This window comes from Candidatus Marifrigoribacter sp. Uisw_064 (assembly GCF_047730175.1).
Classification (GTDB): Bacteria; Bacteroidota; Bacteroidia; order Flavobacteriales; family Flavobacteriaceae; genus Marifrigoribacter.
Genome location: NZ_CP159833.1, coordinates 104,728 through 116,396, shown reverse-complemented (window position 1 = coordinate 116,396; position 11,669 = coordinate 104,728). Strand labels below are relative to the sequence as shown.

Here is an 11,669-nt window from a genome sequence, read left to right as displayed (position 1 = left end):
TTGCGCCTCTAAATCAGGGGCGCTTATTTTATGAAATACACAAGACTTACAAAAGAACAATTTGAAGAACTTCAGCAAGAGTTTATTAACTTTTTAGCAACTCAATCAATTACGGCAGATGAATGGTCTAACTTAAAAGTAAACAGTCCAGAAATGGCTGAAATGGAATTAGATGTGTTTAGTGATCTTATTTGGGAAGGTGTGTTGCAAAATGTTAGTTTTCTTGAAAATATTTCTCCCCAACAATTATTTTTATTTCACATGGCTGAAGAAAAAACAACTCTTATTACTTTAAGAGTCCTTACTACTGAAATAGATATTACAAAAGCTGAAGGTTATAAATGGTTAAAAGAAAATTATAGTACTGACGATGTAGAATTCTATACTGCTTCTAAAGATTATTCGGACGATAAAAATGCAGATATATTTTCATTAATTAAACAAGGTGCTGTTATTACTAAAGGTGCTTTGTTTAACTTTTTTGAAAAAATAATCACTATTTAGATCGATCTAAACTGAAGATAATATTATGAGGAAACCCCTCATCGATTCTATTTATTTCGTGTGTGAAATTATTACGTTTCAATAATTGAATTGAACCTAAATTATCTTTATGTGTAAATGCTTCAATTGTATTAAGTTGAAGTAGATTAAACCCAAAGTCTAGCACTAATTTCATGGATTCGTTCATGATTCCCTGTTTTTGAAAATCTGGATGAAGATCATATCCAGTTTCAGCATATTTTTTTGTCCAATCTATATTCCATAAACAAATTGAACCTATAAGTTTAGGACTACCTTTAAGTGTAATTGCCCAAACAAACAAATTGTTAGCTTCTATATCTTCACTTCTATTTAAAATAAAGGATTCTGCTTCTTCAATTTCTTTATAAAGTGGTCTTATTATATATTTATTTACTTCAGAATTAGATCTTAAATAAAAGATTTCATTAGCATCATTTAGGTTAATTTTTCTTAAAAGCAATCTTTCAGAAGACAATAAGGGGCAACTCCCTATTTGGTTATTCATAACGTAAACTTTCAATTGGATCTAGTTTTGCAGCTTTAGAAGCAGGATAAGAACCTGCAACCACAGCAACAAGAAAAGTGATAATCGTAGCTGCAATCATAGCTGTCCATGGTATTGTAAACACGAAATCAAATGCGGTAGCTAAAATCAACCCTGTTAATACTCCAAGGATAATCCCTAAAATACTTCCAAATTGGCCAATCACTATTGTTTCAATAAAAAATTGAGTAGCAACTGTTTTATTTTTAGCGCCTAATGCTTTTCTCACTCCAATCTCTCTAGTTCGTTCTGTTACTGAAACTAGCATAATATTCATTAATGCTATTGAAGACCCTAGAATTGTAATGATACTCATAATCCATGCAGCTTTTTCTAAATAACCTGTGATACTCGTTATTCTATTAATTAAATCATCACTTCGTTCCATTCCGAAGTTATTTTCTTCTATCGGATTTAATTTTCTAATATTCCTAAAAGTAATTATAGCTTCATCTTGCGCAGTATCTAGCATGTCTTTATCACCAACCATAATACTAATCGTATAATTAATATTTGGTTGGGTATAGATCCCACGAGCCACTTGTATTGGAATTAATACTTTTAAATCTTGATTATTTCCAAACGTAGAGCCTTTAGATTCAAGAACTCCAATAACCTTAAATTTAATTCCTCTAATACTTATGGTTTTATTTATAGGATCGTCTCCCTTAAAGATGCCTTTTTCAAAATCTGACCCTAATAAACAAACCTTATTGTTATTTTGAGTATCAAAAACATTAAAATTTCTTCCTCTTTCAATATTAGTCCCTGTGTTATCTAAATAATATTCATTGACTCCATAGACTTGAACTTCAGGATCTGTTTTTTCACTTTCGTATTTAACTTCAGCTAAACCAGTACCTCTAAATGAAACAGAAGTCTGTGTTAATGGGTATTTATATGCATCAACAAATTCACGAATGTTCTGAAAACTAATAATTGGATTTACCTTTTCTCGTTCTCCTCCATTGCGTTGTACGTTAAAATCATACCGTTGAATATTAAAAGTATTCGAGCCCATTGAGGCAAAATTTTTAGAAATGGTATTTTCAAGCGCTGCGACAAGACTTAAAATACCTACTAAAGCCCAAATCCCTATGCCTATAATAACAACTGTTAAAATGGTTCTAAGTAGCTGACCTCTAATTGAATCTAGAGCAATTCGGATATTCTCTCTTAATAGTGAAAACATAAATAATAACTATTTCTTTTATCATTAGACTACTAACAATGTGTAAAGTTACTATTATTTTAAAATTACTTACTAATTCTATTAGAAATTAAGATATTTGCATTGAAAAGCACCTATCAAATTACCATGGCACAAAAACCTTCTATACCAAAAGGAACCAGAGATTTTTCTCCACAAGAAGTAGTTCAACGAAATTATATTTTTGATATAATACGCACTAGTTTTAAAACCTATGGTTTTCAGCCTATCGAAACACCTTCCTTTGAGAATAGTGACACCTTAATGGGTAAGTACGGAGAAGAAGGGGATCGCTTAATATTTAAAATATTAAATAGTGGTGATTATTTGAATCCAAACAAAAGAGCAATAAGCGATGAAGAGTATTCTGAAAGGAATAGTAAAAAGCTAACAAAATATATTTCAGAAAAAGCACTTCGCTACGACCTTACAGTTCCATTTGCTAGATATGTAGTACAACACCAAAACGAGATTACATTTCCTTTTAAACGCTATCAAATTCAGCCAGTATGGAGAGCAGACCGTCCACAAAAAGGCCGTTTTAGGGAGTTTTATCAGTGCGATGCAGATGTCGTTGGATCAAATTCACTTTGGCAAGAAGTCGAATTGGTACAATTATATGATGAAGTTTTTGATACCTTGAATTTAAAGGGCGTAACCATTAAGTTAAACAATAGAAAAATATTAAGTGGAATTGCTGAAGTAATAGGAGCTGAAGATAAATTAATTGATTTTACAGTAGCTTTAGATAAGTTAGATAAAATAGGAGAGGAAGGTGTTATTACTGAAATGATATCTAAAGGTATTTCAGAAGATGCTATACACAAACTTCAGCCTTTATTTAAAGTAGCTGGAAATGCTTCTGAAAAATTAACCTTATTAAAATCTTTATTGGCTTCTTCAGAAATTGGATTAAAGGGAATTTCAGAATTAGAATTTATCACCAATACAATAGAAGAGCTCTCTTTAAAGTCTGCTAACCTAGAGATAGATGTAACCCTTGCTAGAGGGCTTAATTACTATACGGGTGCTATTTTTGAAGTCACACCTCCAGAAGGTGTTAAAATGGGTAGTATTGGCGGAGGAGGAAGGTATGATGACTTAACTGGTATTTTTGGATTAAAAAATATGAGTGGTGTAGGTATATCTTTTGGTTTAGATCGCATTTATTTAGTATTGGAAGAACTTAACTTATTTCCTAAAACAGTAATATCCAATACCAAAGTGCTATTTATAAATTTTGGAGAGTCAGAATCCTTGTATGCTATGAAAGCGGTTTCAAAATTAAGAAATGCAGGTATTTCTAGTGAATTATATCCTGATGCTGCTAAAATGGGAAAACAAATGGGCTATGCAGATAAACGAAATATTCCTTTTGTAATTTTAGCAGGGGATAAGGAAATAGAAAATCAATCTTTTACACTAAAAAACATGAAAAGTGGAGATCAAAAGAGTGTAGATTTTAATGAATTACAAGAGATTCTTCAGAGTTAATAAATATTTTAAATATTTTGAGAAATTCGTTGTTTTTTAATGATTTTAATGAATATTTATCATTAAAGTGTATAATATATTTATAACTAATTAGACTATATCTAAAAAATATAGTATTACTAAGCAAAAGATTTTATATATTCACCCACTAACCAACAGGTTTAAGTTTATATGAAAAAACTTTTACTATTATTTCTTTTTTGTCAGAGCTTGTTTTTACATGCTCATGGTTTTATTGGGACAAACTTATGTGAAGGAATAAATAAGAATACATCTTCAGAAATAAAGATATTAGACTCTAATGTTAGTATCGTATTAATACCACTAGACGATGCTCGTCCTGGATTTGAAACTTCTTATCAAATTGTTTATGAAAATATTGGAAGAATAAATGTTGATGGTAAAATCGAATTGTCTTTCGATATTTCAAAATTAGAATATGATACAGCTTCACCTTCGGTAGAATCATCCAATGGTAACTCAATGCGTTGGAGTTTCACTAATTTAGAGCCTTCAGAAAAAAGATATATTAATATAGATTTTTCAGTATTCCAACCCCCAGTTGTAGAAAATGGAGATATTTTAAATTTTTATGCTGAAATTACACCTGTCACTGGTAACGAAGAACCAACTGAGACTATTTTTGAGTTATCTCAAACTATAGTAAACTCGTTTGACCCAAATGACAAAAGAATTTTAGAAGGTGAAGAAATTACAATTGATAAATCTGGTGATTTTCTTCATTTTATTATTCGTTTTCAGAATATTGGAACTGCTACAGCAATAAATGTAAGAGTTCATGATGATTTAGAAGAAAAATTAGATTGGAGTACATTTGAAAGAATATCTACAAGTCATGATGTGAATGTCGTTATGGATGAAAATTCTATAGAATTTATATATAATAACATTAATTTACCTACGGAAGAAGATGATGGAGACGGGAGTAAGGGTTTTGTAGTATTTAAAGTAAAACCAATTATAGGGCTTTTAAATATTGGAGATGTTATACGTAATAGAGCAAGTATATACTTTGATTTCAATAGCGCTATTATTACTAATACTGCGGAAATAACGTATATTAAAAACTTATCAATTTCTGATTCAGAAGAATTAAAAGTTCAATTTTACCCTAACCCGGTAAGAGATCATTTATTTTTAGAATCTATAGATGAAATTACTAAAATCGAAATATTTGATGTGTTAGGGAGAAGATATCAAACAACAAACCTTCAAACAAAATCATATTTATTAGATATTTCTAATTTAAAATCGGATCACTATTTTATAAGAATATCTTCAAATAAAAGATTTAAAGTCCTTAAGGTAGCGAAGATATAATAATAACAAAGAAATTATAAATAAAAAACCCCCTAATTTAGGGGGTTTTTTGTAGCGTGGGGGGGACTCGAACCCCCGACCTCAGCATTATGAATGCTGCGCTCTAACCAGCTGAGCTACCACGCCATTTTTGCGAAGGCAAATATATAAACAAAAAGTCTCAGTGCAAATATTACAGCTGTTTTTTATAAAAAAAATAATTAAAATATTATGCATTGTTTCTTTTACAATAACGAATTAATCTATATATTGGGGTGAAGCTAACTAAAACAAAAATGAGCGAAAAAATTAAGTATGAAATGGAGTTCCCTATTCACGCTTCTCCAGCTTTATTATATCAATATATCTCTACTCCTTCTGGTATGCAAGAATGGTATGCTGACAATGTAAACTCTAGAGGTGAAAACTTCACTTTTATCTGGGAAGGTAGCGAAGAAGAAGCTATTTTATATGGGAAAAAGAAAGGTGAACTTATACGCTTTCAATGGCTAGAAGATGAGGGAACTGATTATTATTTTGAAATGAGAATACAAGTGGATGAAATAACAAAAGATGTTTCTATAATGGTTACAGATTTCGCTGAAGATGATGAAGTAGAAGAAGGAAAGTTATTGTGGGAAAACATGATTTCAAACCTTAAACAAATTTTAGGATCTGTTTAAAAAACTTTATTAATATAGTATATTTGAATCGTCTTTTAAATAATTAATAAGACGGTTTTTTTATGATTAATTTTAACGGAGAAATAGTAAAACACAGCGAAGAAAATATGTTAGTAAACAATAGAGGTCTTCAATATGGAGATGCTGTTTTTGAAACCATTAAATTTTCTGCAGGGAAAATTCTTTTTTGGGAAGATCATTACTTTAGGTTAATGTCTTCTATGAGAATTCTACGTCTAGAGATTCCTATGAATTTTACAATGGAGTATTTAGAAGAAAAAATACGTTCATTAATACAAACATCCTCAGATACTAATCAAACTTTTAGAATAAAAATTTTAGTATGGAGAAAGGCAGGTGGTAAGTATACGCCCACTACTAATGAAGTAGATTTTTGCATTTCATTTGAAACTATTGATGCTTCATTTTATATGCTAAATGAAGAGAATTATGAAGTTGACCTTTTTAAAGATCATTATATTAATTCAGGCTTACTTTCGACGATTAAAACAAATTCAAAATTAATTCATGTATTAGGGAGTATTTATGCTAAAGAAAATGATTTGCAAAATTGTTTGATTTTAAACGAAAATAAACAAGTAGTTGAAGCATTAAATGGTAATATATTTTTAGTGAAAGGAAACCATATTAAAACCCCTCCTTTAAAGGATGGTTGTTTAAAAGGGATCATTAGAAAACAATTGATTTCTATACTAGTACAAATATCAAATTATACTTTTGAGGAAGTCTCTATTTCTCCTTTTGAATTACAAAAAGCTGACGAAATATTTATAACTAATGTTATCGTTGGAATTCAACCTATTACAAAGTACCGCAAGAAGGAGTTTGATAATAAAGTAGCTAAAGATATTCTGGCAAAACTAAATGTAAAAGCGAGATTAGGTTAATTGAAACTAGGATCTTCAGGAGCATTTGACCATAAAATATAATTACCCCCAAATTCAATCATTTTTTCTTTCCAGAAGTTAGGGTTAGTTTTCCCTATTATATCATTTTTGTATTCATTATTGATCACTACCCAACTATTAATTTGCAATTCTTGTTCTAGTTGATTATTTGCCCACCCTGAATATCCTAAAAAGAAGCGTATTTGTGTTTCATTAAGTAAATCATTTTGTAATAAACTCAATATCTCTTTAAAATCGCCGCCCCAATAAATACCATTTGATATTTCTATACTATTTGGTATTAACTCTGGAATTTTATGAATAAAATAAAGGTTGTCTTGTTCAACAGGGCCTCCATTATAAACAGGGAGACTACATTCAATATCTGGTATAAAATCTTTTAATTGGTATTGAAGAGGTTTATTTAATATAAAGCCTACAGATCCATTATCATTAAACTCTGCTAATAGTACTACAGACCTATTAAAGGATATATCCCCTATAATGGAAGGTTCTGCTACTAATAATAATCCCTTATCAGGTTTTAAAGAAGTCATTTGGTTAGTTAATATAAATTAAAACTATGAATTAATTTTTTAAAAACCAATCATAAACATTGAATTTAGAAAAATACTTAAAAATAAAAGCCCTTCTTTGTTAAAAGAAGGGCTTTTATGATAAATTGTTTAAGTACTAGTTTACACTACCGCTTAAATCAGAACCTGCCTTAAATTTCACTACATTTTTAGCAGCGATTTTAATAGTTTTCCCAGTTTGTGGGTTTCTACCATCTCTTGCAGCTCTTCTATTAACTGACCAAGATCCAAAACCTACTAAAGAAACTCTGTTTCCTTGTTTAAGTGATCCTTGAACGTTTCCTAAGAAAGATTCTAATGCTTTTTTAGCTGCTGCTTTTGTAACTCCAGCATCTGCTGCCATTCCATCGATTAAATCTGATTTGTTCATAAATTTGTTTTTAAAAATTAAATTGTTAGTTATTCTTCAACTAACTGCTCTACAAATTTATAAGGAATATCGGTTCACGCAAGTAATGACGAGCTAAATCGCGTTTTTTGTTGATAAGTTGCGGTGTTTGTTAATAACGTAGCCCTGTTTTTACTGGATTTCTAAAAAATGAGTGTTAGTAAGGCTTTACAAGACTTTTGCATCTTGAGCAAAGCTAAATCCATTTAAGAGGGATTTTACATCCATTTTTCGTTTTCCAGGAACCTTTAATTCTTTAATATTTATCCATCCATTTAAGGAAGCAATTTTTAATTCCTTCTTAGAAATATTTAATGACCCTGGAAGCTCATTATGATCTGCTTTTTCAAAATCACAATCATAAATTTTAATATTTAATTCAACTTCATTATTCAAAATACTAGTCCAAGCAGCTGGGTAAGGGTTTAAACCTCTGATAAAACAATCAATTTTTTTAGAAGTCTGTGACCAATCGATTTTTGTATTATCTGAAGTTAGTTTTGGAGCCTCTTCAAGGGTATCATCTTTTTTATCTTGTTTAACAGTTAAAACGTTTTCATTTTCAATTAAAGAAACGGTTTCAATAACAAGTTGACTTCCAACTTTCATTAATTTATCATGTAGTGTACCTACAGTTTCTTTTTTCTCTATGTTAATTTCTTTATTTAGAATGATTGCTCCAGTATCAATTTTTTCATCAATAAAAAAAGTAGTAACACCGGTCTTTTTTTCTCCATTCATTATTGCCCAGTTAATTGGCGCTGCACCTCTATATTGTGGTAGAAGAGAGGCATGAAGGTTAAAGGTGCCATATTCTGGTAGATCCCAAAGAACTTTTGGAAGCATTCTAAAAGCAACAACAATTTGTAAATTGGCATGTAAACCTTTTAGTTCTTCTAAAAAAGATTCTTCTTTTAAGTTTTTAGGTTGTAATATTTTTAAGTCTTGTGAAAGGGCATATTCTTTTACAGCAGATTGTCTAAGTTTTCTTCCTCTGCCTGCTGGCTTATCAGGTGAAGTAATAACCCCAACTATATTTCTTTCTTCTTCAACTAATTTTTGAAGTACACCTAAGGCAAAATCAGGTGTTCCCATAAAAACAATTCTAATATCTCTCATTATAGTATGTAATATTGATTTTTGGTGTTTATTTTTATTTTATTAATGTCTTGTAATTGCTGCAAAACATGCACTATTTTATTTTCAGTAAAAATAAGTCTTTCGGTTATTTCTCTAGAGCTCATTTCAGAATTTTCTAGTAATAAAAGTATTTCTTTTGAAATGATACTTGATTCTTTTTTACTTGTTGTTTTAATTTGATTGGCACAAACAGAGCAAATACCACAAGGTTCAGCATTTTTCTCATCAAAATAACGTACTAATTGAATGCTTTTGCAAACCTTATTATTTTCCAAATAATCCAATACAGAACCTACTTCCATTTCTTTTTTTTGAAGCAAACTATTTACTTCTTTTGAAATCGCGTTTATTGTTTTATCATCTTCCCTAGGGACTAAAAAAGTGATAGTTGCGTCTGTTATATGTAGTTTTAAGTCAATCACATTATCACGTTCCATTTTTTTTAATTGTTCTAAAATTACAGTGATTGACTGATTCGTCTTTGAAGCAATTAAATCTAAATTTAATGGAGTTGGAATTTCAAAAATACCTCCATATAGTCTTAAAATAGTTTTTCCGACAATAGAGCATAATATATCATTTTCAAAATAAGATATTATCTTTTCAGAAGGAATTAAAAACTTAACAATAGATTTTCTACCAAACTGTTTAGATAATTGTAAAATGCCTAAACGGTCTAGGGTGTTAAGTCCATTATATACCTTAATAGAATTGAATTTATAAACTTTACAAAATTGATTATAATCGAAGCTATGTTCTGTGAATTCGCCTTCTCCGTATGATATTTGAAAGTAACTATTTAATGTTCTGTAAAATGTTTTTAATTCTGTTAGACTAGGTTGTGAATCTATAAATTGTTTCTTTATTAATATTTTATCATATTCATTATAAACAATATATGCATAGGCCATATTACTGTCACGTCCTGCTCTTCCTGCTTCTTGGAAATAACTTTCTAAACTTTCTGGTAATTGAATATGGATCACAAAGCGAACATTAGGATTATCAATACCCATCCCAAATGCATTAGTTGCAACCATAACAGGAATTGAACCATTAATCCAGGAAGCTAAACGTGATTTTTTTTCTTCTGGATCGATGCCTCCATGATAAAAAGTGCTTTTAAACCCTAACTGATTTAATTGATTACAAGTTTCTACCGTTTTTTTTCTACTACGAACATAAATTATAGCTGCTCCTGTATTATTTTTCAATAATTGTTGAACTCTGTAAAGTTTATCATCTTCTTTTAATACTTGATATGATAAATTACTCCTAGTAAAAGAACTTCTGTATATAACAGGTAATTCAAGTTTTAATTGAGAAATAGTATCTGTAAGTACTTCTTGTGTTGCTGTAGCAGTAAGTGCAATTTTAGAAACTAAAGGATGTAATTCATTTAAAACATGGACTTCTTTATATGCAGGTCTAAAATCTTTCCCCCATTTTGAAATACAATGAGCTTCATCAACAGCAATTAAATTTACATTCATCTTACGAATACAATTCTGTACAATTTCTTGCCGCAAACGTTCAGGAGAAATATAAAGAAATTTGTAATTTCCATACATCGCATTGTCTAAAAGAATGCTAACTTCTTGTTGAGATAAACCTCCAACAATAGCTAAAGCTTTAATTCCTTTTTTTTGTAAAGCATTCACTTGATCAGTCATTAAAGCTATTAATGGAGAAACCACAATACAAATTCCTTCCATTGCCAAAGCTGGAATCTGAAAACAAACAGATTTACCTCCTCCAGTGGGTAATAATGCTACAGTATCTTGTCCATTTAAAACACTAGTGATTATTTCTTCTTGCATTGGTTTAAATGAAGAATAGCCCCAATAATGTTTTAGGATTTGTAATGGATTAGTCAATACTATTTGTGTTTATTTGATCAAAAATATATTCAATTCTATATTCAATACTTCCTAATGGAATTTCATGAATTTCGTAATTGTATTTTTTATAACTGGCTATTAAATATGAATAAATATTTTTAGCTTCAATAAAAGTTTCATAGCGTTCATTGTCTTGCAAATAAATATCTTCCCAAGGAGGCAAAATAAATACTTTATGGTACTTTTTTCCTAAACACTCATCGTTAAAGTAATCTGGATAGTTAGTGCCAAGATAATCCATATATGCTGTAATATCGGGTAAACCTCTATCGTAAAATAATATGTTGTTTTTACAGGTATTACCCTCTTCAAATTGAACCAATCTACCTTCTAAAAGTTTTTTACTGAATAAAATAGGGTCTTCTAAAAATAACTGGTCGATTCCTTCTTCTTGAGCTTTTAAAATAACATCCCTAGATATTTCATGCATGCAATTATACCCTTTGCTATCTAAATGATTAATTAGACTAGTTTTTCCAGTTCCTGGTCCACCTGTAATCACAATTTTTTTTGGCATTTATCTTATTATTTAGAAACAAAAATCTATACAAAGAACGTAAATAAAAATTGATACTAAAACCGTATTTTTGTACCGAAGAAAAATTGGTATGGAAAAAGATAATAAATCTATTGAATTTTACAAAAGACTTAAAATTCAATTAGAGGAAAATACAAGCTGGCCTGCGGTTTATTTATATAAGTTTATTGTGCCTGCAAATAAAAATAATGTTGAAAAAATTGAGCAAATATTTATTGATAATAAAGCTGATTTTTCTAAAAGAGACTCTTCAAAAGGAACTTACTCTAGTGTTTCGATAAAAGTGCTTATGGAATCACCAGATTGTGTAATTGAAAAATATATAGAAGTTTCTAAAATAGAAGGTGTTATTTCTTTATAAAATTAGTATTTTGCATGCAATAATACTTCAGTATAAAAAGAATGTACGGTTTTAACTAGAA

At 29.7% G+C, this 11,669-nt stretch carries 13 protein-coding genes and 1 tRNA gene; 6 read left to right on the top strand and 8 right to left on the bottom strand.

Going from position 1 to position 11,669, the window contains the following annotated elements:
- Positions 1-30: 30 nt before the first annotated feature.
- The gene (locus ABXT64_RS00525) at positions 31-504 is read left to right on the top strand and encodes a DUF6495 family protein (protein WP_443633438.1); all 474 of its coding nucleotides are present in this window, start codon (positions 31-33) and stop codon (positions 502-504) included.
- On the opposite strand, the gene ABXT64_RS00520 is transcribed toward ABXT64_RS00525, so the two are convergent.
- The gene (locus tag ABXT64_RS00520; protein ID WP_443633437.1) at positions 497-1,030 is read right to left on the bottom strand and encodes a GNAT family N-acetyltransferase; all 534 of its coding nucleotides are present in this window, start codon (positions 1,028-1,030) and stop codon (positions 497-499) included. The genes ABXT64_RS00525 and ABXT64_RS00520 overlap by 8 nt on opposite strands.
- Positions 1,023-2,261, bottom strand: coding sequence for an ABC transporter permease (locus tag ABXT64_RS00515; RefSeq protein WP_443633436.1), 1,239 nt, complete (start codon positions 2,259-2,261; stop codon positions 1,023-1,025). Before ABXT64_RS00515 ends, ABXT64_RS00520 begins: the two co-directional genes overlap by 8 nt.
- Before the next feature lie 126 nt (positions 2,262-2,387).
- Here ABXT64_RS00515 and hisS point away from each other — a divergent pair, with 126 nt between their 5' ends.
- Positions 2,388-3,773 carry a histidine--tRNA ligase gene (hisS, locus tag ABXT64_RS00510; protein ID WP_443634891.1) on the top strand — a complete coding sequence of 462 codons (1,386 nt, stop codon included), beginning with the start codon at positions 2,388-2,390 and terminating at the stop codon, positions 3,771-3,773.
- Positions 3,774-3,944: 171 nt separating this feature from the next.
- Positions 3,945-5,114, top strand: a complete 1,170-nt coding sequence (locus ABXT64_RS00505) for a T9SS type A sorting domain-containing protein (RefSeq protein WP_443633435.1) — start codon at positions 3,945-3,947, stop codon at positions 5,112-5,114.
- Positions 5,115-5,166: 52 nt separating this feature from the next.
- Here ABXT64_RS00505 and ABXT64_RS00500 read toward each other — a convergent pair.
- A tRNA-Met gene (locus tag ABXT64_RS00500) sits at positions 5,167-5,240 on the bottom strand.
- Positions 5,241-5,389: 149 nt separating this feature from the next.
- Here ABXT64_RS00500 and ABXT64_RS00495 point away from each other — a divergent pair.
- Both ABXT64_RS00495 and ABXT64_RS00490 read left to right on the top strand, forming a co-directional pair.
- Entirely contained in the window at positions 5,390-5,776 is a 387-nt protein-coding gene (locus tag ABXT64_RS00495; RefSeq protein WP_443633434.1) for an START-like domain-containing protein, read from the top strand.
- A 62-nt stretch (positions 5,777-5,838) separates the two neighbouring features.
- Positions 5,839-6,684, top strand: coding sequence for an aminotransferase class IV (locus ABXT64_RS00490; protein ID WP_443633433.1), 846 nt, complete (start codon positions 5,839-5,841; stop codon positions 6,682-6,684).
- On the opposite strand, the gene ABXT64_RS00485 is transcribed toward ABXT64_RS00490, so the two are convergent.
- From ABXT64_RS00485 to ABXT64_RS00465, 5 genes are all read right to left on the bottom strand, one after another.
- Complete coding sequence (locus ABXT64_RS00485; protein ID WP_443633432.1) at positions 6,681-7,241, bottom strand: YqgE/AlgH family protein; 561 nt, start codon at positions 7,239-7,241, stop codon at positions 6,681-6,683. The two genes, ABXT64_RS00490 and ABXT64_RS00485, sit on opposite strands and share 4 nt — an antisense overlap.
- Positions 7,242-7,377: 136 nt before the next feature.
- Positions 7,378-7,668: an HU family DNA-binding protein gene (locus ABXT64_RS00480; protein ID WP_443634889.1), complete on the bottom strand. Its 291-nt coding sequence runs from the start codon at positions 7,666-7,668 to the stop codon at positions 7,378-7,380.
- A gap of 168 nt (positions 7,669-7,836) precedes the next feature.
- Positions 7,837-8,787 carry a methionyl-tRNA formyltransferase gene (gene fmt, locus ABXT64_RS00475; protein WP_443633431.1) on the bottom strand — a complete coding sequence of 317 codons (951 nt, stop codon included), beginning with the start codon at positions 8,785-8,787 and terminating at the stop codon, positions 7,837-7,839.
- A complete protein-coding gene (locus ABXT64_RS00470) occupies positions 8,787-10,685 on the bottom strand; it encodes a RecQ family ATP-dependent DNA helicase (protein WP_443633430.1) in 1,899 nt (632 codons plus the stop codon). Before ABXT64_RS00470 ends, fmt begins: the two co-directional genes overlap by 1 nt.
- Positions 10,678-11,226: an AAA family ATPase gene (locus tag ABXT64_RS00465; protein WP_443633429.1), complete on the bottom strand. Its 549-nt coding sequence runs from the start codon at positions 11,224-11,226 to the stop codon at positions 10,678-10,680. The genes ABXT64_RS00470 and ABXT64_RS00465 overlap by 8 nt, the downstream gene beginning before the upstream one ends.
- 91 nt (positions 11,227-11,317) lie before the next feature.
- On the opposite strand from ABXT64_RS00465, the gene ABXT64_RS00460 reads away from it, so the two are divergent.
- Positions 11,318-11,608: a DUF493 family protein gene (locus ABXT64_RS00460; protein WP_443633428.1), complete on the top strand. Its 291-nt coding sequence runs from the start codon at positions 11,318-11,320 to the stop codon at positions 11,606-11,608.
- Positions 11,609-11,669: the final 61 nt, after the last annotated feature.

Excerpts from the sequence above, each read along its gene's own strand:
- ABXT64_RS00525 (WP_443633438.1), top strand. The coding sequence starts at position 31 with ATGAAATACACAAGACTTACAAAAGAACAATTTGAAGAACTTCAGCAA.
- ABXT64_RS00520 (WP_443633437.1), bottom strand. The coding sequence starts at position 1,030 with ATGAATAACCAAATAGGGAGTTGCCCCTTATTGTCTTCTGAAAGATTG.
- ABXT64_RS00515 (WP_443633436.1), bottom strand. The coding sequence starts at position 2,261 with ATGTTTTCACTATTAAGAGAGAATATCCGAATTGCTCTAGATTCAATT.
- hisS (WP_443634891.1), top strand. The coding sequence starts at position 2,388 with ATGGCACAAAAACCTTCTATACCAAAAGGAACCAGAGATTTTTCTCCA.
- ABXT64_RS00505 (WP_443633435.1), top strand. The coding sequence starts at position 3,945 with ATGAAAAAACTTTTACTATTATTTCTTTTTTGTCAGAGCTTGTTTTTA.
- ABXT64_RS00495 (WP_443633434.1), top strand. The coding sequence starts at position 5,390 with ATGAGCGAAAAAATTAAGTATGAAATGGAGTTCCCTATTCACGCTTCT.
- ABXT64_RS00490 (WP_443633433.1), top strand. The coding sequence starts at position 5,839 with ATGATTAATTTTAACGGAGAAATAGTAAAACACAGCGAAGAAAATATG.
- ABXT64_RS00485 (WP_443633432.1), bottom strand. The coding sequence starts at position 7,241 with ATGACTTCTTTAAAACCTGATAAGGGATTATTATTAGTAGCAGAACCT.
- fmt (WP_443633431.1), bottom strand. The coding sequence starts at position 8,787 with ATGAGAGATATTAGAATTGTTTTTATGGGAACACCTGATTTTGCCTTA.
- ABXT64_RS00465 (WP_443633429.1), bottom strand. The coding sequence starts at position 11,226 with ATGCCAAAAAAAATTGTGATTACAGGTGGACCAGGAACTGGAAAAACT.
- ABXT64_RS00460 (WP_443633428.1), top strand. The coding sequence starts at position 11,318 with ATGGAAAAAGATAATAAATCTATTGAATTTTACAAAAGACTTAAAATT.